The sequence below is a fragment of the Luteibacter sp. P1_D3 genome (genome assembly GCF_056406135.1).
Window position 1 is genome coordinate 19,726 of record NZ_JBFUAT010000006.1, and the last position, 23,084, is coordinate 42,809.

20 protein-coding genes are annotated in these 23,084 nt (G+C 64.2%); 7 read left to right on the forward strand and 13 right to left on the reverse strand.

Translation table 11 applies throughout. From position 1 onward, the window contains the following. Positions 1–10 precede the first annotated feature (10 nt). Positions 11–730 (forward strand): ComF family protein, encoded by a 720-nt coding sequence (locus tag AC1DYM_RS05950; RefSeq protein WP_477336908.1) that lies wholly within the window; start codon positions 11–13, stop codon positions 728–730. On the opposite strand, the gene AC1DYM_RS05955 is transcribed toward AC1DYM_RS05950, so the two are convergent. The 10 genes from AC1DYM_RS05955 to AC1DYM_RS06000 form a co-directional block, all read right to left on the reverse strand. Then, positions 727–2,220, reverse strand: coding sequence for a CehA/McbA family metallohydrolase (locus tag AC1DYM_RS05955; protein ID WP_477336910.1), 1,494 nt, complete (start codon positions 2,218–2,220; stop codon positions 727–729). The two genes, AC1DYM_RS05950 and AC1DYM_RS05955, sit on opposite strands and share 4 nt — an antisense overlap. Continuing rightward, entirely contained in the window at positions 2,220–4,709 is a 2,490-nt protein-coding gene (locus AC1DYM_RS05960) for a TonB-dependent receptor (protein WP_477336912.1), read from the reverse strand. Before AC1DYM_RS05960 ends, AC1DYM_RS05955 begins: the two co-directional genes overlap by 1 nt. Before the next feature lie 157 nt (positions 4,710–4,866). Next, a complete protein-coding gene (gene ubiA / locus AC1DYM_RS05965; RefSeq protein ID WP_477336914.1) occupies positions 4,867–5,874 on the reverse strand; it encodes a 4-hydroxybenzoate octaprenyltransferase in 1,008 nt (335 codons plus the stop codon). Positions 5,875–5,926: 52 nt separating this feature from the next. Next, positions 5,927–6,085 (reverse strand): hypothetical protein, encoded by a 159-nt coding sequence (locus AC1DYM_RS05970; protein WP_477336916.1) that lies wholly within the window; start codon positions 6,083–6,085, stop codon positions 5,927–5,929. A gap of 83 nt (positions 6,086–6,168) precedes the next feature. After that, positions 6,169–7,653, reverse strand: a complete 1,485-nt coding sequence (locus AC1DYM_RS05975) for a mannitol dehydrogenase family protein (protein WP_477336918.1) — start codon at positions 7,651–7,653, stop codon at positions 6,169–6,171. A gap of 9 nt (positions 7,654–7,662) precedes the next feature. Then, on the reverse strand, positions 7,663–8,733 hold the full coding sequence (locus AC1DYM_RS05980; protein ID WP_477336920.1) for an ABC transporter ATP-binding protein: 1,071 nt from the start codon (positions 8,731–8,733) through the stop codon (positions 7,663–7,665). 9 nt (positions 8,734–8,742) lie between these two features. Beyond that, the gene (locus AC1DYM_RS05985) at positions 8,743–9,573 is read right to left on the reverse strand and encodes a carbohydrate ABC transporter permease (protein ID WP_477336922.1); all 831 of its coding nucleotides are present in this window, start codon (positions 9,571–9,573) and stop codon (positions 8,743–8,745) included. 11 nt (positions 9,574–9,584) lie between these two features. Beyond that, complete coding sequence (locus tag AC1DYM_RS05990; RefSeq protein ID WP_477336924.1) at positions 9,585–10,463, reverse strand: carbohydrate ABC transporter permease; 879 nt, start codon at positions 10,461–10,463, stop codon at positions 9,585–9,587. Next, positions 10,460–11,827, reverse strand: coding sequence for an ABC transporter substrate-binding protein (locus AC1DYM_RS05995; protein ID WP_477336926.1), 1,368 nt, complete (start codon positions 11,825–11,827; stop codon positions 10,460–10,462). Before AC1DYM_RS05995 ends, AC1DYM_RS05990 begins: the two co-directional genes overlap by 4 nt. A gap of 254 nt (positions 11,828–12,081) precedes the next feature. Then, positions 12,082–13,008 carry an AraC family transcriptional regulator gene (locus AC1DYM_RS06000; RefSeq protein WP_477336928.1) on the reverse strand — a complete coding sequence of 309 codons (927 nt, stop codon included), beginning with the start codon at positions 13,006–13,008 and terminating at the stop codon, positions 12,082–12,084. Between the two features lie 47 nt (positions 13,009–13,055). Between AC1DYM_RS06000 and AC1DYM_RS06005 the strand changes: the two genes are divergently transcribed. From AC1DYM_RS06005 to AC1DYM_RS06030, 6 genes are all read left to right on the forward strand, one after another. Beyond that, the gene (locus tag AC1DYM_RS06005) at positions 13,056–13,655 is read left to right on the forward strand and encodes a short chain dehydrogenase (RefSeq protein WP_477336930.1); all 600 of its coding nucleotides are present in this window, start codon (positions 13,056–13,058) and stop codon (positions 13,653–13,655) included. A gap of 87 nt (positions 13,656–13,742) precedes the next feature. Continuing rightward, a complete protein-coding gene (locus AC1DYM_RS06010) occupies positions 13,743–14,390 on the forward strand; it encodes a DUF1120 domain-containing protein (RefSeq protein WP_477336932.1) in 648 nt (215 codons plus the stop codon). Positions 14,391–14,392: 2 nt separating this feature from the next. Beyond that, the gene (locus AC1DYM_RS06015; protein WP_477336934.1) at positions 14,393–15,133 is read left to right on the forward strand and encodes a fimbria/pilus chaperone family protein; all 741 of its coding nucleotides are present in this window, start codon (positions 14,393–14,395) and stop codon (positions 15,131–15,133) included. Positions 15,134–15,152: 19 nt separating this feature from the next. Next, positions 15,153–17,576: a fimbria/pilus outer membrane usher protein gene (locus AC1DYM_RS06020; protein WP_477336936.1), complete on the forward strand. Its 2,424-nt coding sequence runs from the start codon at positions 15,153–15,155 to the stop codon at positions 17,574–17,576. Beyond that, positions 17,573–18,757, forward strand: coding sequence for a DUF1120 domain-containing protein (locus tag AC1DYM_RS06025; protein ID WP_477336938.1), 1,185 nt, complete (start codon positions 17,573–17,575; stop codon positions 18,755–18,757). The genes AC1DYM_RS06020 and AC1DYM_RS06025 overlap by 4 nt, the downstream gene beginning before the upstream one ends. A gap of 39 nt (positions 18,758–18,796) precedes the next feature. After that, positions 18,797–19,465 carry a DUF1120 domain-containing protein gene (locus AC1DYM_RS06030; protein WP_477336940.1) on the forward strand — a complete coding sequence of 223 codons (669 nt, stop codon included), beginning with the start codon at positions 18,797–18,799 and terminating at the stop codon, positions 19,463–19,465. 13 nt (positions 19,466–19,478) lie between these two features. Here the strand turns inward: AC1DYM_RS06030 and ilvN are convergent, their stop codons facing one another. The 3 genes from ilvN to ilvC all read right to left on the reverse strand — a co-directional run bounded on the left by ilvN (position 19,479) and on the right by ilvC (position 22,975). Next, on the reverse strand, positions 19,479–19,958 hold the full coding sequence (ilvN, locus tag AC1DYM_RS06035; protein WP_477336942.1) for an acetolactate synthase small subunit: 480 nt from the start codon (positions 19,956–19,958) through the stop codon (positions 19,479–19,481). Positions 19,959–19,960: 2 nt separating this feature from the next. Next, positions 19,961–21,754 (reverse strand): biosynthetic-type acetolactate synthase large subunit, encoded by a 1,794-nt coding sequence (ilvB, locus tag AC1DYM_RS06040; protein ID WP_477337101.1) that lies wholly within the window; start codon positions 21,752–21,754, stop codon positions 19,961–19,963. A gap of 198 nt (positions 21,755–21,952) precedes the next feature. After that, a complete protein-coding gene (ilvC, locus tag AC1DYM_RS06045) occupies positions 21,953–22,975 on the reverse strand; it encodes a ketol-acid reductoisomerase (protein WP_477336944.1) in 1,023 nt (340 codons plus the stop codon). Positions 22,976–23,084: the final 109 nt, after the last annotated feature.

Sequence of the window (23,084 nt, forward strand, 5' to 3'; positions counted from 1 at the left end):
GGAGCGACGCATGGATGCGTCCCGACTGACTCGATGGTTCGCGGCGGCTGGCCGGTTCGTCCTGCCACCGCGATGCCTCGTCTGTGCCGACCAGGGATTCGAGACGCGTGAACTCTGCCGCGCCTGTTATACCTCTCTGCCGCGCAATCTTTCCTGCTGTGGACGTTGCGCCGTTCCGCTGCCGTCGCCGGTCCCCGAATGCGACCGCTGTCAGGTCGAATCGCGGCCCTGGTCGGACCTGTGGGTGCCGTTCGAATACGCCTGGCCGCTGGATGCCCTCGAAACGCGCTTCAAGTTCGCCGGCAGTCTCGCCGCGGGCCGCGTGCTGTCGGATGCGTGGATGAACGAGGGGCCGCCGCCGTCGTTACCTGAGTTGCTCCTGCCGGTGCCGCTGCACCCGGGTCGCCTGCGCTCGCGCGGCTACAACCAGGCGCTCGAACTCGCTCGGCCGCTGGCGTGTCGTTATCGCATTCCCATCGCGAGTAACGTGCTCTTTCGCGCACGAAAAACCGACGCGCAATCGGAGCTCGACGCCGCGGCACGCGTCGGCAATGTGCGAGGCGCCTTCGCCGTCCGCCGTGTGCCGGCGCAGAAACATGTCGCCATCGTCGACGACGTCATGACCACGGGTGCCACGTTGGCCGAATGTACCAAGGCGCTCGTCGCTGCCGGCGTCGAGCGCGTCGACGTCTGGGCGTTGGCGCGCACGCCGCTGCCCGGCGGCCGTTAGTGATTGATGTAGACAGGGTTGCCGAGGACCAGCAGCTTGCCCTCCGGCGAACGCACATCGACGCGTAACCAATGTGGCTTGCCATCACTCGACCAGTCGAAGGTGACCTCTCCGTTCGAAGGAATGACGTTGCGACCTTCCAGGTCGACCGGCTTGCCATTGTCGGTGACGCGCAGGTATTGCCTGCCGAGGGCCGTCGTCCGTACGAGTACGTGCACTGAGGCGCCTGCGGGGAGAGTCAGCGCATCGCCCATCGCCGCCGTCGTCGCGCCGGTCGTCGCCTGGACATCCAGCGAGCGATCATGCGTGCCTTCGACATCGATGAAGACATGACCCGCGCGAATGCCGTCGAGAATGCTTTCCATCGACAAGTCCTTCGCGTGGACGACCGTCGTGGGTGATCCGATACGCCCCGCGAACTGATCACGTGGCGCATCGCTGCCGTCGTGGCTGTCGCTGCCGCCGATCGCAGTGATACGCAGGCCGGCATTGAGTTGGACCTCCCAGAACGGAATGCCGCTGTCCGGGCGCGTTGCGTCGCCGCCGTTGACCGCTTCGATAGCCTGGAAGCCATGCATGTCCACGACGTCGTGCGGCGTGAAGCCGCAACCCATGCAGGTCTCGTCGTTGGGCCGCCGCGGGTGGTTGATCGAGATCAGCCCGTGCGCCCGGCCAACATCGGCAAGCAAGGCGTTCCAATCGGGAACGCTGGCGCTGCCGACGCGAAAGTCGAGCGGCCGCGACACGCCGAACAGGTTCGCATGGCCTTCGAAGGTCGTGATCTCGCGGGCCGGGATCATCAGCATGGTGTCGAAGTACGGCTGGAGCTCGCGCATCTCCGACACCTGCGACATCGTGTTGTGCTCGGAGATGGCGATGAAGTCGAGGCCACGCTTTGCCGCAGACGCGACGGTGAGGAACAACGGGCACGGAACCTTCTTCGTGCCCGACGCATTCGGACAGCCGCCATCGCTGTGCGCCGTGTGCATGTGCAGGTCGCCGCGATACCAGCGGGCCTGCGGATTCAACGCGGCGGAAAGGCCATGCTCCGGACCGAAGCCCTCGTCGTCGTGCGACAACCACACCTGCGCCGTGAACGTGGCGGTGGACGCCGGGCGGATATTGGGGATGCCCAGCAGCAGACGCCACTTGCCGGTTTCGATCGCACCGGGAAGAAACGAGGCGGTGGCATCGGTCGCGGACACCGTGAAACGACGCTTGCTGCCGCCACTCCAGCCACGGAAGCCATCCTGGCCGGTGAAGCCTGTCGGCCCGAGCAGGCCAAGATCGATCGTGGTCTTCTCGTCGCGACCGGTGTAGTCCACGTCGATGGTGATCCGCGTCGTCCCCTTCGGTACGTCGAATGGCACTTCGCGATAGGTGTGCTGGTCCTTGCCCGTCAGCGCGCCGCGAAGCACGAGATCGGGGGCCCGCTCCGCCGCGACGGAGGCGGCGAAGCAGGCCAGCAGCAGGGCGATCAGCGAGCGCATCAGAAGCGGTACATCACGGCGGCGCGGAACGAGCGACCCAGCAGCGGGCGCGCGATGAAGGTGTTGGCGCCGGCATCGGAGCTGGCCAGTTCGCCAGCGCGCGGGTTGCCCTCGGTCAGGCCGAGCGAGTTGAACAGGTTGTCCGCGTAGAGATAGAGCGACAGCTCCGGCGTGGCATCGTAGCGAGCGCTGGCGCCGACGACGTGGTACGACGGAAGCACGACGGAGTTGGCGGTATCGACGAAGCGCTTGCCCTCGTGCTCATACGACATTTGCAGGCGCAGCTTGCCTTCAAGAAGGTTGACGCCGGGCACTACGCGATAGCTCACCTTCGGTACGCGGATCAGCTGGTTGTCGTCGTAATCGCGCAGCACCGGTCCGTTGTTGACGTTATCGGTATACGACAGGCCCTTGTACTTCGGGTCCTGCAGCGTCGCATTGAACTGCACGTCGAACCACTTCGTCGGATACAGCGTGCCTTCGAGCTCGAGACCGTAGGTCTTGGTGCTGGCGAAACCGGTTTGCGGCGTCGACGTGTTGCCATTACGGTCGAAGACGTTGTTAGTGAAGCTGACGTTGTCGTACTTCGTGTAGAACGCCGTGGCATACAGGTCCATGAAGCGGTCGCTGTACTTCAAGCCGGTCTCCRCAAGGTCCATCGTCTGCAACAACGGCGTCGCCGTCGGGCTGGTGATGTACGTGCTGAGGTTGGGCAGGCGGAAGGCCGAAGTCCAGCGCGCGAACAAGCCCTGGCGCGGCGAGAACTGCCAGTTGGCGCCGAGCGTCCAGCCAGTCTTGGAGAACGTCTGGTCGTAGTGGGTGAATACGCCATTGCCGGTAAGTACCGTCGCCGCCGCGGGTGAACCACCGAGGTCCACGGTCTGCTTGCCCTCGGTATAGCCCTGGACGTTCACCCGCTCGTAGCGCAGGCCGCCGTCGATGCGCAGTTCCGGAGTGATGGTCCACTCATCGGAGACATACGCCGCGTTGGTATTCGACTTGCCGCTGGCATGTTCCCATTCGTAGCCGTAACGATAGACGCCATGATCGGTGAGCGATCCGACAACGTTGCCATTCCGGTCGACGCCGACCAGGTCGATCGGGCGCGCATTATCTTCGACGTCGGTGAGGACCGTGGACGAATAACGGTCGAAATCCTGCTGGAAGTTGGCGTGGTAATAACCAAAGGTGACGTCATGCGTCTGCTCGCCGAACTCGAACTGGCGAAGCACGCGCGTGTCGTTGATGAACTCGTTCACGGGCATGGTCACGCCGCGCAGGCCATCGGTGAGGACGAGGCCGTTGCCGTTCTGGTTGGCGGTGTTGAATACCTGACCCGGGTTGTCGACGTAACGGAACTGCAGCGCCGTCGCCCCGGGAATGAGCGACAGGCGCTTGCTGTCCTGCGCGATGAACGACGATGCACTCTGCAGGGCATTGGGGAACACGCCGTTACGCTGCGTATCCGTGGTGTTGTAGCGCATGGACTCGGCCAGCTTCCAGTCGTCGCCGAGATCGTGGTTGAACTTGAAGGAGACCTGCGTACGCTTGACGTGCGTGCCTTCGCTGTTGTCGAAGTTGTAGAGGCTACCGTCGCCTTCGCGCATCTGCAGGTGCTCGGTCTCCGGACCGGCCAGGGTGCCGTAGTTGCCGTTGAAGCCCGGCACCGCGCGAATGTCGCCGCTGGCGTTCGTCCGCATGGGAATGCCCAGGTAGAGGGCCACCTTGTCGTCGAGGTGCTTCACGTCGAAGCTGATGTCGCCGCCGTCGAGCTTCTTCGACAAGGTGGCACGCAGCTGGCCGCCGTCGTTGGCGCGATAGCCCGGATTGCGCTGGCCGTCGTCGATGCGCCAGAAGCCGCCGACGCCGAGTTTCCAGCCGCCGCCGATCGGCGTGCCGTACCAGAAGTCGAGGCGGTTCAACGAATAGTTGCCCACGGTGTACTTGATCAGGCCTTCGGGTGTGTCGCCGGCCTGGCGCGGGATGAAGTTGATCGCGCCGGCAGGCGCGTTCGAATAGAAAATCGACGAGGGACCGCCGCGGACGACCTCGACGCGCTCGATGGTTTCGTCGAGACGGAAGGCCTGGTCGGCGTTGAGATAGCCGAGCGCTGGATCATGCTGCACCGGGATACCGTCTTCGAGCAGGGTGACCGAGCCGTAACCATCCACCGGGATGCCGCGCGCACGGATATTCCCCGAGGCTTCGCCACCGGAGGATTCGACCCAAAAGCCGGGCACCGACTTCACCGCCTCGGTGACGCTGGTCGGCGCCTGCATGCGCAGCCGGTCCTCGTCGATGGTGGTGATGGAGTAGCTGGTTTCGGCCTTGGTGCGCGTCTCGACGCCCGATCGGGCCGTGACCACGACGTTGTCGAGGTCGGTCGTCTTCTTTTGCGGGGGAGCGTCGTCGGCGTGGACGGCGGTGGCGACGAGCAAAGCGGTGGCTATCGCCGCGCGCAGGGCGTGGCAAAGTGGCTTGGTACGCATGACGGGATAAAGCTCCGGGGAAGGGGCAACGCAACCCGTAGGAACTTATGCGTTAGTCATGACGGATCGACTCACCTCGCATGACCGTGCGGTTTCAATCGTGATAAATCGCCATGGAAGCGCTCGGGACGAGACGACGGTCACAGAGCCGGCGTGGTCAAAGGGCGAGCGCGATCACGATGCCCAGCCACAGGGCGAGGCCCACCCAGTTGTTGTGACGGAAGGCGCGCAGGCAGGCATCGCGCGCCCGGTCACGCATCAGCCATTGCTGGTAGGCGAACAGGCAGGCCGTGGCCGCCAGGCCGAGCCAGTAAGGCCAGCCGAGCGCCGAGCGTGAGCCGACGAGCAACATGGTGACGAGGAAGGTACCCATCAGGATGCCGATGATGACCAGGTCGGCGTCGGCGAAAAGGATCGCGGTGGACTTCGCACCTGCCTTGATGTCTTCCTCGCGATCGACCATGGCGTATTCGGTGTCGTAGATCACCGACCACAGGATGTTGCCGATGAAAAGCAGCCACGCTACCGGCGGCACGCTATCGGTCACCGCTGCGAAAGCCATCGGGATGGACCAGCCGAAGGCGGCCCCGAGGACGACCTGCGGCAGGTTGGTGTACCGCTTGCAGAACGGATAGATCGCCGCCAGCGCCGCGCCGCCGAAGGACAGCAGGATGGTCAGCCGGTTGGTGAGCAGGACCAGCAGGAAGGAGAACACCAGCAGGCCGGCGAACACGTAAAGCGCTTCCCGCGGCGTCACCCGCCCGCTGGCGATTGGCCGTCCGGCCGTGCGTGCCACCTGGGGATCGAGCTTGCGGTCGGCGTAGTCGTTGATCGCGCACCCGGCCGAGCGCATGGCGAACACGCCGAGGGTGAAGATGATCAGTGAGCCGATCGGCGGGAAATCCTTGGCCGCCAGCCACAGCGCCCACCAAGTCGGCCACAGCAGCAGCAAGGCGCCGATCGGGCGATCCATGCGCGTGAGCACCAGATAGGCGTGGATCTTCTCGCGCCGCTCGGGCGGCAGCCCCTTCAGAAGGAATGCGAGGACGCGCTCGGCCGTGGTCGAGGCATCGGCCGGCCGGGCGACGGGCTTGGGCGGGGCAACCTTGCGCGCGGATGGTGCCGTCGTGCGTCGCGGCTGGGGCTTCTTGGGAGGGGGGCTCATGCGGGGAAGTCTAGCCAAAAAAAGGGCGCCTTTCGGCGCCCGGGGAAGAAMCTCAACGCTTGAGCGGCTCGATGGGATCATCGTCCTCAGGCGGTTCGGGGTCCGCATCGTACTCGGGCTTGTAGCTGCCGGGCTTGCGGATCTCGCTATCCGGGCGGTTCTTGCCCGGCTCGGCGAAAGGCGGTTGCGGGTTGCTCGGGTTGTAAGGCATCGGCAAAAGCTCCACTCGACTGCGGGGAAGGCATCCAACCTAGGATCGAGGCGGTGAAGCGCCTGAGACGATACCGTTACCCTTTAGTCGACGAGGGTATCGAGGTTCTCCAGCGTCGCCCGCACGCCCCTCTGCTCCAGAGACGTGACGTAGATGTCGTACTGCTTGCGGAAGCGTTCGTCCTTTGCCGGGAGCGGGCCAACGAGCTCCACGCTCTCGATCAGGGTGTCCTTGTTGCCGCTGTCGATTAACGGTTGGACCAGTCGCATGGCGTTGGGCTCGCGCAACGGGTAGGTCTCGCCGTTGTCGTCCTTGCCCACGCGGACGTAGCGATCGAAGGCGGCGAGGAGGAAGGCAAGACGCCGTGCGTCTTTGCCGTTCTCGAGGCAGGCGGTGATGGTCGGGCCGAGAAATCCCGGGATCTTCGAGCCGCCATCCAGGCACAGGCGGTCCAGCTGATCGGCGATGGACGCATTGCTGAAGCGGTCGAGCAGTTTCTTCTTATACGGGTCCAGGTCCATGCCGGGTAGGGACGTCAGCCAGACGCCCGCATCCTCGTTGAGGAAGTTGGCCAGGTAGGCGTTGAACAGCGGATCCCTCACCGCCACGTCGACCTGGCGATGGCCCGACAGGAAGGCCGGATACGAGAGCATCTGGTGCGAGCCATTGAGCAGCCGGATCTTGGCATCCTCATAAGGCGACACATCGTCGACGGTCTGCACGCCATGCCGCTCCCAGGCCGGCCGGCCATGGCGGAACCTGTCTTCGAGAACCCATTGGATGAAGTCTTCGCAAACCACCGGCGCCTTGTCGTCGAGACCGGTGGCCGCATTGAGCTGGTCACGCACGGCGGGCGTCGTCGCTGGCGTGATGCGATCGACCATGCCGTTCGGAAAATCCACTTCCCTGTCGATCCACGCCGCCAGCTCGGCTGACCGCGCCGATGCGAAGGCCAGCACCGCCTTCTTCGCCTGAGAGCCGTTGTGCCGGAGGTTGTCGCAGGACATCACGGTGAATGGCGCCACGCCCGCCTTGCGACGTTCATCCAGGGCGCCGACGATGAAGCCGAAGACGCCCTTCGGTGCGTCCGCATGCGCCAGGTCGTGCGCCACCGTCTCGTCGTCGAGACGGAAGGTACCGTGTTCGTCGATGAGATAACCCCCTTCGGTGATCGTCAGCGAGACGATGCGGATGGAAGGATCGGCCAGGCGCGCGACCACGGCATCACCCTCGTCGGGTGCATACAGGTACTCCACCATCGCGCCGACGACATGGGTCTGTCGTTCTCCGCGCGGATCGAACTCGCTGACCGAGTACAGACCGTCCTGGGCTTTCAAAGCGTCCGCCAGGGGGCGATCGTGCTCGAGCAGGTTGATGCCCAGGATGCCCCAGTCGCGCATGTCGGCATCGGCAAGGACATGGTTCGTGTACATGGCCAGGTGCGCGCGATGAAATGCACCGACACCGATGTGCGCGATGCCGGCGGTGATCGTCGTGCGATCGAAGGGGGGTGCGTCGACGCCGCGGGGAAGGCGGTCGAGTGTGTCGTTACCGAGGGGGACGGGCATGAGGCGGCCTCAGGGATGATGGATGGCGGTGCCGGAGGCATCGAACACATGGGCGTGCGTCAGGTCGAGGCGAATGCAGATATCGCGGCCGGCGCGGCGTTCGAAATCGCCGTCGGCGCGCACCGTGATCGATCCCACCTGCGGAACGTCCACGTAGGCATACGTCTCACTGCCAAGGCGCTCGACGACGGCGAGCTTGCCGTTGACCGTTTCTCCCGTGCCGTCGCCGTCGCATACACGCAGGTGTTCAGGGCGAATACCGATGGTGACTTGGCCGCTCAAGGAAGCGGCGCCCGGGATGCTCACGCTGTTGCCGTTACCCAGGCGGATACTTTCACCGTCGACCGTGCCTTCAAAGAAGTTCATCTGCGGCATGCCGAGGAAGCCGGCGACGAACTTGTTGACGGGCCGGTGGTAGAGCTCCATCGGCTTGCCGATCTGGGCGATGCGGCCTTCGTTGAAGATGGCGATGCGATCGGCCAGGGTCATCGCTTCGACTTGATCGTGCGTGACGTAGATCATCGTCGCGTTGAGTTCCTGGTGCAGGCGCGCGATCTCCAGGCGGGTCGCCGCACGTAGCGCGGCATCGAGGTTGGACAGGGGTTCGTCGAACAGGAAAACGCGTGGCTCGCGCGTGATGGCGCGACCGATCGCCACGCGCTGCCGTTGGCCACCCGACAGCGCGGAGGGTTTGCGATCGAGGTAGGGTTCCAGCGCCAGGATCTTCGTCGCGCGGCCGACCTTCTCGTCGATCGCACGTTGGTCCATCTTCGCCAGACGCAGCGCGAACGACATGTTCTCGCGCACGGTCATGTGCGGATACAGCGCGTAACTCTGGAACACCATGGCCAGGTCGCGCTTATCCACGGCGCGGTCGGTGATGTCGTCCTTGTCGAGGAGGATCTGCCCCTCGTCGGCCTCTTCGAGGCCAGCGATCAATCGCAGGGTGGTGGACTTACCGCAACCGGAGGGGCCGAGGAACACACAGAACTCGCGATCCTCTACCACCAGGTCGATGCCCTTGATGACGTCGACACCCTCGAACGACTTGCGCAGCGAGCGGATTTCCAGACGGGACATGAGTGACTCCTATTTGACTGCGCCGAAGGTGAGGCCACGAACGAGCTGACGCTGCGACAGCCAGCCAAGCACCAGGATCGGCGCACAGGCCAGGGTCGACACGGCAGACAACTTCGCCCAGAACAGGCCTTCGGGACTGGAGAACGAGGCCGCCAGCGCGGTAAGTGGCGCAGCACTGGCGGTCGTGAGGTTGAGCGACCAGAACGCCTCGTTCCACGACAGGATCAGGCAGAGCAGCGCGGTGGAGGCCAGTCCGCCACGGCTGACCGGGATCAGCACACGGAACATCGTCTGGCCCGTGCTTGCGCCGTCCATGCGCGCCGCTTCGAGGATGTCGTAGGGAATGTCGCGAAAATAGGTGTAGATCATCCAGACCATGATCGGCAGGTTGATCAGGGCGAAGATGATGATCAGCGCGGTCTTCGAATCAAGCATGTTGAGGTCGCGGCAGATCAGGTAGATCGGCACCAGCACGCCTACGCTCGGCAGCATCTTGGTCGAGAGCATCCAAAGCAGGATGTTCTTGGTCTTCAGTGTCGGGTGGTAGGCAAAGGCATAGGCGGCAGGTACGGCGACGATCATGCCGAGGATGGTCGCGCCGCCTGCGGTAACGATGGAGTTCCACGCGTAATGCAGGTAGTTCGCACGCGCGAGGATCTGCTCGTAGTTCTCCAGCGTGGGTGTGAAGAAGAAATGTGGCGGCATGCTGAAGGCGTCGAGTTCCGACTTGAAGCTGGTCAGCAGCATCCACAGGATCGGGAAGAAGACGACGATGGCGACGATCCATGAAGCGGCGATCCGGAGCGTGCGGGCGACGTGATTGCGTTTGCGGTTGGCCATGTCGTATCTCCTTACGTCTTCTCGGTCAGCGACTTGCCGATCAGGCGGATGAGGAACACCGCCATGATGTTGGCAAGCACCACGGCCACCAGGCCACCCGCCGATGCGGCACCGACGTCGAACTCGAGCAAGGCCTGCGTATAGACCAGATAGGGCACGTTGGTCGTCGCGTCACCCGGACCGCCGTTCGTCGTGACGAAGATCTCGGCGAAGATGTTGAGCAGGAAGATCGCCTCGACCATCACGACCACGGCGATCGGTCGCGCGAGGTGTGGCAGGGTGAGGTAGCGGAAGATAGCGAAGCCGCGTGCGCCATCCATGCGGGCTGCCTCCATCTGCTCGCGGTCGAGCGACTGCAGCGCGGTGACAAAAATGAGGATGGCAAACGGCAGCCATTCCCACGACACCACGGTGATGATCGAGAACAGCGGCCAGTCGGCAAACCAGTTCACCGGCGTGGCACCGAACAGTTTCCACACCCAGGCCAGGAAGCCGGAGACGGGATTCATCAACAGGTTCTTCCATACCAGCGCCGCGACGGTCGGCATGATGAAGAAAGGGGATATCAGCAGCATCCGCACGATGCCCTGGCCCGGGAAGGTCTCGTCCACCAGCACGCTGACCAGGACACCACCGACGACCGTGACCACGAGCACGCTGCCCACCAGGATGATGGTGTTGAGTACCGAGGTCCAGAAACTCGGGTAGGTGAAGAAGTAGGCAAAATTCTCCAGCCCGACGAAGGCGCTCTTACCCGGATAAAGCAGGTTGTAGTACTGCGTGGAGAAGTACAGCGTCATCGCCAGCGGTACGATCATCCATACCAGCAGCATGATGATTGCGGGCTGGGCGAGCAGCCGCTCCGGGCGTTTACGGATACGCGCGCTCATTTCGGCGGCTCCTTCGAGATGACCGGCTTCTGGTCGTAATAGCCCGCCCGTTTCATGGTGCGGCTCACGGCGGCATCGGCGGTGTGCAGCAGTTGATCCACGTTGCCGCGTCCGGCCAGTGCCCCCGCGATTTCACGACCGACCAGGGTAGCGACGGCCTGGAACTCGGGGATCGAGACGATCTGGATGCCTTTGTAGGGCACGGGCTTCAGCGTGGGGTGCGACGGGTCGACCGCCTTGAGGGAGTCGTAGGTGACCTTGGCAAACGGCGCGGCGCTCATGTACGCCGCGTTGGCATAGGTCGACTCGCGCGTGCCGGGTGGCGTGGCTTGTGCGCCGTACTTGTCGGCGACCAACTTCAGGTAAGGCTTGGACGTGGCCCAGAGAATGAAGTCACGCGCGGCGTCCGGCTGTTTCGTGCTGTCCGGGATGGCCAGCGACCAGACCCACAACCAGGAGGAACCCCGGTCGGTCACTTCATGCGGAGAGCGGGCGAAGCCCACGTTGCCGACCACCTTGCTTTCCTTCGGATCGGTGACGGTGCCGCCGCCGACGCTCGCGTCGACCCACATGGCGCATTTGCCTGAGGCGAACAGGGCGAGGTTCTCGTTGAAGCCGTTGTCCGAGGGGCCGGGCGGGCCGTAGTGGCCGAGCAGATCCACATAGAAATTGACGGCCTTGTGCCACTCCGGCGTATCGATCTGCGGGTGCCACTGCTCGTCGAACCAGCGGCCGCCATAACTGTTCACGACGGTGCCGAGCAAGGCCATGTTCTCGCCCCAGCCGGCCTTGCCGCGAAGGCAGATGCCGTAAACGCCGTGGTCGGGATCGTGGAGCTTCTGCGCGAAGCCGCGGATCTGGTCCCAGGTGGGCTCGGCAGGCATGGTCAGGTTCGCCCTGGCGAACAGGTCCGTGCGGAAGTAGGTGATGCTGGCCTCGGCGTAGAACGGTACGGCGTAAAGGTGGTTATCCACCGTGAGCTGCTCGCGCACGTTCTTGAAGATGTCGTTGACGTCGTAGTCGGCAGGCAGGTTGTCCAGCGGCTTGAGCCACTTCTGCGCGCCCCACAGCGGTGCCTCGTAAGCGCCGATGGTGATGACGTCGAACTGGCCGCCGTGGGTGGCAATGTCCGTGGTCAGGCGTTGCCGCAGGGTGTTCTCCTCGAGAACCACCCAATTGAGGTGAACTCCCGGATGGGTCTTCTCGTACTCGGAGGACAGGGCCTGCATGCGCACCATGTCCGCGTTGTTCACCGTGCCGATGGTGAGTGTGGTATCGGCATGGGCGACGCCTGCCGTTCCCAGCCACATCGCGAACAGGGCGGAGACGGCACCTCTTCCAAGGCTGTTCCGGTCATCGCTCATCGTGCCTCCCTTTGCGGCGCACCGAATGGATGTCCGTTTATAGATTCAAGGGCACGATGACCACCAATACGTGTCTCGTCGTTTTCCGGTGAAGATGCGTACTATTTTGCAGAAACCCCCTTTGAGGAAGCCAAGAAACGCTCGCTACGGCGCCGCGAATGCTGCTATGCAGCAATGTACTGGGTGGGCAATAAAGTACGTATGGAAGCCGTGCGGCGCGCGGTGGTGGGCGCGCCCGGTGACGCGTCGCGACATCAGAGATCGGCGGCGGGTTGCCTGTGACGCATCCGATATTCGCGCGGCGTCATGCCTGCGAGGGCGAGAAAACGTCGATTGAAGTTCGACAGGTTGCTGAAGCCGACCTCGTAGCAGATGTCCGTGATGGACCCGGCGGAGGCCACGAGCTTTTCGCATGCGCGTTGTACGCGCGTCTGGTTCACGTAATCGATGAAGCGATAACCGGTGTGCTGGTGGAAGAAGCGCGAGAACGCGGTCTCGGACATGCCCAGGCGATCCGCGACCGTTTTCAGCGACACGTCGCCGGCATGGTGACGGTCGATGAACGTCACTGCACGATGCAATTTCATCGACTGGCTGGGATCGGCGGAGGCCTGGAACGGACGGCTGCTGAGAGGACGCCGTGTACGGTCCTCGGAAAGTGCTTCGATCATTTCGAAGAAGCTCGCCACGCGCCGAAGGCCCGGATGCTCGGCTACACGGCGGAAATACGGCTCGAGTTGACGCCCGAGTTCAGGAGCGAACTCGATGCCGTAGCGCGCTTCCTCAAGCAGCAGCGATTTCACGTGGCGGGCGACGGGAAAGAACTCGATGCACCGGCGCACGAAGGCTTCCGAGAACAGGATCACGCGATCGCGGAGGGCGGTCGGCTCGCAACCCGAATCGGTCACCCAGTTATGGGGCACGTTGGGCCCGGTCAGCATCAGCGTATAAGGTGCGAAACGGCCTTCGTAATCGCCCACGTACGCGGTACCCTCGGTCGCAACGATGAGGTGAAGCTCGTAGGCGGGATGGTAATGCCAGCGGATCAGCCGGCTGCGCGAGCCATGGTCGAGATAGTGGATCGTGGGTTCGTCGGTCAGGCCCAGGACGTCCTGCTCACGACCGAGCGCCGAGGTATCGGCCATGGGCGGCGGCAGCGAGAGGGCGGCACGACGGTTCATGCGCCTGAGCGTACTCTTTCCTGTTACCAATCACCAAGGAGCAAGACATGAAGGTCCTCATCGTGGGTGCCAACGGCATCCTGGGCAAGGCGGTCGCGGCGGAACTGGGTGCGCGACACGAGATAGTCGGCGCGAGTCGTTCGCACGGCGACGTGCGCGTGGACCTCCGCGACATGGCGAGCGTCGAGGCCATGTTTCGCGATGTCGGCCCGGTGGATGCCGTGATCTCCGCCGCCGGTAAGGTGCCCTTCGCACCGCTCGGCGAGCTGACCGAGGCACAGTACCTCGAGGGATTGCAGGACAAGCTGCTCGGCCAGATCCGCCTGGTCAATGCCGGTACGCCGCACGTACGCGATGGCGGGTCGTTCACGCTCATCACGGGGATACTCACCGAGCAACCGATCCTCGCTGGTGCCGTGGCGAGCACGGTCAATGGCGCCGTCGAAGCGTTCTCGCGTGCCGCGGCGATCGAGCTACCGCGTGGCATACGCATCAATGTCGTCAGTCCGAATGTGTTGACCGAAGCGATGCACGCGTACGCACCCTACTTCCGTGGCTTCGAACCGGTGAGTGCGGCGCGCGCCGCGATGGCTTTCTCGCGGTCCGTCGAAGGTAAACAGACCGGTCAGGTCTATAAGGTCTGGTAGTTCGCCGATTGAAATAGGAGTGATCCTATGTCGAGCCGACGACGCGATCGATATGCTTTTCGACCACCTTCATGCAGGAGCGGTCAGATGCGTCATCGCGTTTTATTCTCGGTCATAGGCTTCGCCTTGCTCGCACCAGTCGGCGCGGGTGCGGTCAATACGGCCAGCCTGCAGGTCACCGGCAGCATCACGCCCGCGGTGTGCGACGTGAGCATGGTCGGATCGTCGGATGTGTCGTTAGGCACGATCAATCTCAGCCAGTTCAAGCCCGGCGAAGACCTGCGTCTCGAAGAAAAGACCGCGTCGCTGAAGATCGATTGCCAGCATGCGGCTGCGCAGTTCCGGCTGAAAGCCACGGACGGCACCGGCATGGGCGTCTCGACGTCCGGTCCGGCCAATTACAGCCTCGGCCAGAACGAGCAGGGGGGCCACAACAAGCCGAACGGCTACTTCACGCTTAGCATCGACGCTGCGTCCATGGGCACGAGCAGGTTCGTCCTGAAGTCCACCGATCAAGGTGCGGGCAAGCTATGGGCGTCGGCGGTAACGGGCACGGTTCCGTTCGATCACGACGGCGAGGCCTTCGCCTTTGCGGACGCGCAGGCGGCGACCGAGCCCGCGAAGCTGAAGACGCTGACGGTGCCGTTGAAGATCGCAGCGGTTCTGGCGAAGGACCCGGTGATCGACGAAGAAGTCGCACTCGCTGGCCAGGCCACGATCGAGATTTTCTACTGAGCATGGACGCGAGCAGGATCGGCCTTCATCGGAAAAGCACGGCGCGCCTGCGTTTCATCGCGTCGCTGTTCGGCATGCTGCCGGCGATGCCCTCGCTCGCGGATGGCATGGTTCCGGAAACGTCGGTGATCATGGTCTACGAAGATAAGGGCGAGGCCGCCGTCAGCGTAAGGAACAGCGATGCAAAGCCCTCGCTTCTGCACGTGACGCTCCAGGACATCGCCGAAGATACCGAGCCCCTGTTGTTCGTCACGCCGCCGGTGTCGCGCGTCGAGCCAGGCGCGAGCCAGCTCGTTCGTTTCATCCTGCGTAATGCGGAGCCCTTGAAGACGCAGCGCCTCAAGCGCGTGCTCTTCGAGGGGCTACCGCCGAAGAACAAGCTGGAGCCCGGGCGTGCCACCGTCGCCGTGACCATCCGGCAGAATCTTCCGGTGATCCTTCATCCGAAAGGACTGGCTCCGCATCGCGAACCCTGGAAGGGACTGACGTGGGCGATCCTCCAGGGCGAGCTGGTGGTGACGAACGATACGCCGTACGTCGTACGCATGGGGCAGGAAATCCACCTCCTGCCGATGATGACATCCGTCYGGATTCCCACGACCTACGTGCTGCCCGGCGCGCGTCATGCAGTCGGTCTTCCCGAGGCCGCTCGGGCCGCGACGTCGGTACGTCTGTATCCCGCCACGGTCTACGGCTTCGCCGTGGACGCCTACGACGCCTCGCTGAGCTCCGTCGCTCGCTGACGCAAGACGGGGTGTGCCTGTGCGTTCGTCCCTCAAAGGGCGCCGCTTTCGCGGCACCCACCTGCGCCTTGCGCTCTTGCCGTTGTCCTGCACGCCGTGTCTGGTCGATGCGCGCGTTACGGATGTTATCGAGTTCGATGAGAACATGTTGAAGCTGCGAGGTATCGATCCGAAGCTGGCCGCCTACTTCCGGGACGCGCCACGTTTCACTGCCGGACRGCACGTCGTTTCCCTGCACGTCAACGGGAAAGCGATGGGGCGCGTCACGGCACGCTTCGACACGGACGGCGACCTGTGTATCGATCGCGACCTGCTGGCGTTCGCGGAGGTCGACGTGGCGGAGAAGGATCTTGCGTGCGTTGCCCTGCGGTCGATCTATCCGCAGGCAACGATCGAGGTCGATCCCGGCAAGGCGACCGTATCGCTGCTCGTGCCCACCGAGGCCTTGCGTGCCGAGCGTCGGGACATCTCCGGCTATGCGCATGGCGGTGTCGCCGCCGTAGCCAACTACGAGATTGTCGGGCTGGCCAGTCGTAGCCGGTCGGGTGGTACCCGCTACGGCTCAGCCAACACGGAACTCGGATTCAACGCGGGCGACTGGGTGGTACGCAGTCGCCAGGTGTCGACGGTCAGCGATGGCCGTCACCGTACCGATGTGCTCGACAGCTATGCCCAGCGTTCGTTCGCCGATTACCGCGCCGTGTTGCAGGCGGGCCAGATCAACCTGATGAATCCGGTCCTGTCCGGCGCGCAGATCACCGGCGTACAGGTCATGAGCGAGCAGGCCCTGGTGAACCAGGGCTCGGCGGGCCTCGTGGAAGGCATTGCGCAGAGCCCTTCGCGTGTCGAGGTGCGGCAGGATGGCGTGCTGGTCTATTCGACCGTGGTGCCAGCCGGTCCGTTCTCGCTGAGCAGGATTCCCCGCATTAATCGTTCCGCCGACCTGGATGTCACGGTGACGGGCGAAGGCGGTGCGTTGCAGCACTTTGTCGTGACCTCCGCCCTGATCGGTTCCATGGCGCCCGTGGCCGGTTACGCGTTCGCCGTGGGGCGGACGCGTAACACCGGCGGTGAAGCGCCTTGGGTTGTCAGCGGAGGCTGGAGCGGCGCCGTTCGGTCGACGGTGTCCCTCAGCGGTGGCGCCATGCTGGCCGCAAACTACCGGGCCGTCGGTGGTGGTATCGGCTACCAGGCGAGGACCGGCAGCCAGCTGCAACTCATCCTCACCGGCGCGCAGGCGCGGGAGCGGCACGAATCGGCGACAGGGATGCAGGCCTCGTTGACGTTTTCGCAACGACTGTCCGATCGCTGGTCGCTCGGTGTTGCCCAGACTCGCCAAAGCCCGGGGTTTCGCCAGTTCCTCGACAGCACAGCGGGAACGCAGGCGAGCGCGGGTCGCTCCCGTTACCGCGACCAGTCCTCGGCGAGCCTGTCATGGTCGCACGCCAGGGTCGGTAACCTCAGCACCGGTTACTCGCGCACCCGCCTGTTCGATCGCCGGACGACGAGCCGTGCGTTGGCGTTATGGGGTAAGCGCCTGGGTCCGGCCTCGGTGTCGCTTTCGGCGGAGTGGCAGCTCGGCCGGGAGCGGCGCATGCGAAACAACAGCATCTATCTCAATGTCAGCTTTCCCCTGGGCGGCTCCCGCCGGCTGAACAGCTCACTGCGTCGATACGGTGACGGATTGCGCCAGAGCGTCAATTTCTCCGAGCGAGTCAATGAATACGCTTCGTATCGCGCCGGGCTGGAGTATCAATCCGTGGACCGCCGTCGCGGACTGACCGCCGGTGTGTCGTTGCTGCCGCGTTACGTTCAGCTCGACGCGAACTATGCAAAGGATCCGTCGAGCAGAAGCTACGGCGTCGGGCTCCGCGGGGGCCTCGTGCTACACGGCCATGGTCTTACCGCGTCGCCCTACGCCGTGCGAGAGACCTTCGGCGTGCTGAATGTGGAAGATACTGCCGGGGTGCGTGTCTCGACGCCTGCGGGGCCAGTATGGACGGATGCGCGAGGCTATGCCGTGCTTCCCCAGCTATCGGGGTTCGCGAAGACCCACATCGAGGTTGCAACCGATTCGCTGCCGCGTCATCTCGACGTCGACAACGGCGCCGCCGTGGTCGAACCGTGGCGAGGCGCCGTGACATCGCTACGCTTCGATGTGTCACGAACGCGTCGCGTACTGCTCAGCGCCCGGACGGTCGACGGACGCGACCTACCCAGCGGCGCCAGCGTCACCGACCAGGATGGCGAGCTGGTCAGCCTGGTGCAAGGGAAGGGTCAGATCTTCGTGCCGAACGCGCTGACGAACTCGAGCCTATCGGTAAGCGCGCCGGGGCTGCCGCGTTGTGAACTGACCTACACGCTGGCGAAACGCCCCGACCCCGATGCCTATTACGAGTTAGCGAACGCGACGTGCCGTGCGGAAGAGGGCGCCATGCCATGACGAGTCTGCCGATGACCGCGCCCCGGTCACGACGCATCGTCGTCACGCTTTCCCTGTGCATGCTGGGGATGGTCGCGGTCGCGCCCGCGCGAGCGGCGGATTGCAAGATGTCGCTCAGTACACCGCAGGTCGACTATGGCCGCCTGAGTCGCGCGACGATGGTCGCCGCGGCAGGCGATACCTGGCTTCTGGCCCCGCGCACCGTGACGGTCACCATCAGCTGTTCCGAACCACGCGACATGACGCTGCGGCTTCGCGCAGCGCCCGCCGATACCGAGGCATTTCGTTTCACGGAACAGGGCAGGGTATCGGTACATCTACGCGGCGGCACACTCGACGGCGAGGCGGTGGAGCTCGGGCAAGTGGACGGACAGACCCCGACGGTCACCCGGAGCGGTGCATCGCTGCCATGGCGGCCCGATCGGGGACTGGCGCCGCTAAAGGGCGGAAAGATTGCGGAGGGCCGTTTGTTCACCGCACAGATGGACGTCCAGGCGCGAGTGGACGAGCGCGCGATGAATGTGCGCGACGCGACGCGATGGTCGTTCTTCGGCCTCGTCGAAGCCGCATCGGCCGATGTCGCGCAGGAGTTGTCGCTGCAGGCAAACGTTCAACCAGGCAGTTGCCAGGTGGACGTCGTGCGACACGTGTCGTTCGGACGCCTCGGTTCCACCGATCTGGACAGCCACGGAGGATCGACACCGGTGCAGGCGACGCAAAGCGGCCAATTACGGGTCCTGTGCGATGCGCCGACGCTCGTCGCCTTTCGCGTGCCACGCGACGAACGCGCCGGTACGGCGGCCATTCCGCGGGATGTGGGAGCGCCTTACACCGATACCCAGTGGTTCGGCCTCGGGACGACGCCTGCGGGGGAGAGCATCGGCGCCTACGCCCTGCGCTGGGCCCTGCATGCCTCGTCCGACCAGGGCGAACTGCAGGCGACTCGCTYCCTCGATGGCGGTCGCTCCTGGACGCCCGCGAACGGTGCCGTGCTCGTCGAACACGAAGGCGCAGAGCGTATCGGTTACGCCAGATCGCCTGGCGCGGCGTCAGGGCCGTTCCCCATCCGTACCCTCGGTGTAACGCTGGACGCGGAGATCTACATTGCGCCGCGACACCGGCTCGCCATCCACGACGAAGTCCGGGCGGATGGGCTGGCCACGTTCGAGATCATCTACTGAATCCCCATGACTTACACGACCCTCGTAAAGGAAACACCAATGACACGTCTGCCTCATCTGTTCGCTTCCGCCTCGCTCCTGCTCGCGGTCTCTGCCGACGCCAGTGCGGGGAACGTCGATCTCATGGTCAAGGGATCGATTACGCCAGCCGCCGCGTGCAACGTATCGACCGGGTCGGCCGCGTTGAACCTTGGCACGATCAACCGCGCGACGTTGAACGCGGATCCGACCCAGTACACGAATCTGGAAGAGCAGCGAGTCCTGACGTCGGTCAACTGCCCCAGCGCCAGGCGATTCGCCTTCGTCGTGACCGAAGCCGGTGGGAGCGGCTCTGCGAACCCGCTGGTATTCGATATGCACGCCGATAACGACACGAAGCCGGGCAACCTGTTCCTGCTGTTCGATACCCAGTCCACCAAGATCGACGGTGTTCAGGGTTATGCCACCGGCTCGGGCAACGGCACCGGCGATCTCGGACAGGAGACCTGGGGCCCGTCGACCTCGCCCAGGGAAAACCTCCCCATCACCAACGGTCGTTACGCCGTCGGTTTCGTGACGTCCGCCGGAAGCACGGATACGCCGGTGCCGATGGAAAACCTGAGCGTGTACCTGCTCGTCAGGCCACGTATCAAACCGGTCAATGATCTCGACTTGTCCGGCGATATCGCGTTTTCCAGCGACCTCGGGCTTGAGATTCGTTACTTCTGAGATCGCGGTTGCGCTAGGCCATCGCAACGGGTCGCTCGATCGCCGCGATGCCACTGCGTGCGTGGTCGACGATGCTACCCACGGCACGGAGCGCATCGAGGAACCCGTCGACCTCGTCGGCGCGTCCTGTGAATTCGGCCAGGGACTGGCCCCCGAAACGTTGGAGAAGACGTCCTCCAAACTGTGCGAGGCATGCATCGATCGCAGTGGCGCTGGCCTCGACGCGAGCGACGAGGAGTTCGCGCTCCACATGCTCACGTCGCGTGATCTCCTCGATCTCGATCACGTCGACCAGCTTCGCTGTCTGCTTGATGATCTGCTCGACCACCGCATCATCCCCGAACACTACCAGGGTAAGGCGCGATGCATCGGCATCCTGCGTCGCCGCCACGGTGAGCGATTCGATGTTATAGCCGCGCGAGGCGAAGAGCCCGGCAACGCGCGCGAGAGCACCCGCTTCGTTCTGTAGCAGCATGGAAATCAGGTGGCGCATGGTCAGAACATCCCTGTCGGTTCGGCGGTATCGGTCACCGGTGCGTGGCGACTGGCGATCCAGTCGCCAGTGATCATCTCGGCGTAGGTCGATCCCGGGCCGACCATCGGGTACACGCCAGCGTCGGGGTCGATCACCACTTCAAGGAAGGCCGGGCCGTCGAAGGCGAGGAACTCGGCGACGGTATCGCCGATGCGTGTCGGATCCTCGAGCCGATGTGCCCATTCGAAACCGTCGGCCTGTGCGGAGCGCACGAAGTCCTTCTTGTGAAGGCTCTTGTCCGACGCCGAGAAGCGACCCTTGAAGAACAGCTTCTGCCATTGGCGCACCATGCCGTCGCCGCTGTTGTTCATCACGAGGACCTTGACGGGCAGGTTGTACGTCGTCACCGTCTCCATCTCGCCAATATTCATGCGGATGCTGGCGTCGCCGTCGATATCGATCACGATGCGATCGCGCCGCGCGAACTGCGCGCCGATGGCCGCGGGTAAGCCGAAGCCCATGGTGCCCATGGAGCCGGAGGTCAGCCAACTGCGGGGCTCGCGAAAGTCGAAGTATTGTGCAGCCCACATCTGGTGCTGGCCGACACCGGTACTGATGATCGCGCGACCATCGGTGATCCGGTTGATCGCCTCGATCACCGCGCAGGGATGAATCGCGTCGCCGTCGCGACAGAAATCCATGGCGTGCGTCTTCTTCAATCCGGCGACGTGGGCGTGCCATGGCGCGTAGTCCGCTTGAAAGCCGATTCGCTGTCCGTAGGCAAGCAGTCGATCCAGCGAGACGTCGAGCGAACCGATGTGCTGCCAGTCCACCGCCTTCACCTTGCCGATCTCGGCCGGGTCGATGTCGATCTGGGCGATGGCGCGGGCCTTCGGCGCGAACTTCGCCGGCACGCCAACGACGCGATCGTCGAAGCGGGCGCCCAGGGCGAAGACGAAATCGCAGTCGTCCATGGCGTAGTTCGCATATGCGGCGCCATGCATGCCGAGCATGTGCAAGGCCAGCGGGTCGGTGGTATCGAAGCCACCGATGCCCATCAGGGTCGTGACGACAGGCAGGCCGAAGGCATGCGCAAACTCGCGCAGCGCATCCGCCGCGCCCGACGAGACGATGCCGCCGCCGGCATAGATGAGCGGGCGCTCGGCCCTGGCGAGCATGGCGAAGAAACTGGCGCAGTGCGCATCGGCGATAACGGCCGATTCCACCGCATGCAGGCGCGATCGATAGCCACGAACGGCGAGTTCGCGCCGGCCTTCGAAGATCAGTGGAGCGTTCTGGACATCCTTGGGAATATCGATGACGACCGGGCCGGGTCGTCCGCTACGCGCGATATGAAACGCGGTACGCAGGGTGGCTTCGAGTGTCGAGGCATCGGTGACCAGGAAGACATGCTTCGCACACGCCCCCATGATCGTGGTGATCGGGGCTTCCTGGAACGCGTCCGTGCCGATCGCACCGGTCGGGACCTGGCCGCAGATCACGACCAGGGGGATGGAATCGGCCATGCAGTCGCGCACGGGCGTCACGGCGTTGGTCGCGCCCGGCCCGGAGGTGACCAGGGCCACGCCGACGCGACCCGAGGCGCGCGCGTAACCGGCGGCCATGAAGCACGCACCTTGCTCGTTGGCGGGGACGATGAGCGGAAGGGATTCGCTGCCATCCTCGCGAAGGTGGCTTTCGTTGTAACGGAATACCGCGTCGTACACGGGAAGGATGGCACCACCGGAGTAACCGAAGAGCACGTCGAGACCCTCATCGGCGAGCACCTGCACGACGATGTCCGCACCGGTCATGGACGTGCCTGCCAGGGGATGATTCACGGTAGGGCGACGAATGTCGCCAACGGATTCCAGTTGCGCGTTCACGGGTATCTGAGTCCTCTCACGTAAAGGGTGCAGGAGCGCGCGATGTCCACGGTCTCTTGGGGAGTCGCGGGGAGGGATCGCGAAGAGCTTGCCGCGCGCATCGCGCGCTCCTGCAAGACCTGCCGCTTACTCGGCGGCTTTGACCGGCTCCGCCGCTGTCTTCGGCTGGTTGGTGGCCAGCCATGGCATCCGTGCACGAAGTTGCGCGCCCACCTTTTCGATCGGGTGGTCGAGATCGCGTTGCTTGAACGCCTTGTAGTTGGGCAGGCCGGCCTTGTACTCGGCGGTCCATTCGCGGGCGAAGGTGCCGTCCTGGATTTCGGTGAGCACGGCCTTCATACGTTGCTTGGTGCCTTCGTCGACGATGCGCGGACCGCGGGTGTAGTCGCCGTACTGCGCTGTCTCCGAAATGAACTCGAGCATGCGGGCGATGCCGCCTTCGTAGAACAGGTCGACGATCAGCTTCAGCTCGTGCATCACCTCGTAGTAAGCGATCTCCGGGCGATAGCCAGCTTCGACGAGGGTTTCGAAGCCCTTGATCACCAGTTCGCTCGCCCCGCCACAGAGGACCGCCTGCTCACCGAACAGGTCGGTCTCGGTCTCTTCCTTGAAGTCGGTCTCGATCAGCATGGCGCGCGCTCCGCCGATGCCGGCCGCGTAGGCCGTGGCGCGCTCGGTCGCATGGCCGGTGGCATCCTGATGCACGGCATACAGGCAAGGCACGCCGCGACCGATCTCGTATTCGCGGCGGACCAGTGCACCCGGGCCCTTCGGCGCGACCAGTACGACGTCGATGTCCTTGCGCGGCTCGATCTGGCCGAAGTGCACGTTGAAGCCGTGCGCGAACAGCAGCGTCGCACCGGGCTTGATGTTCGGTTCGATCGCGTCCTTGTAAATGCCCGGCTGGGTCATGTCCGGGGTGAGCACGGCGACCAGGTCCGCGCCGCGCACGGCGTCGCCGGGCTCGGCCACGGCGAATCCGTCGACATAGGCTCGGCTCCACGACGGGCCGCCCGGACGCAGGCCGACCACGACATCGAGGCCGGAGTCCTTCAGGTTGAGTGCGTGCGCGCGGCCCTGGCTGCCGTAGCCGAGGACGGCGATGCGAGCGTTCTGCAGCGGTGCGGTAGTGGCTTGCTTATCGGTCACGGGGTGTCTCCTTGGAATGGCGAAGGTGTCGCTTTGTGTAGGAGCCGATTCATCGGCGATAGGGTGCTGGCAAGGGCGCTAGAAACGGGAGAAGGTCGCTGCGTAGGAA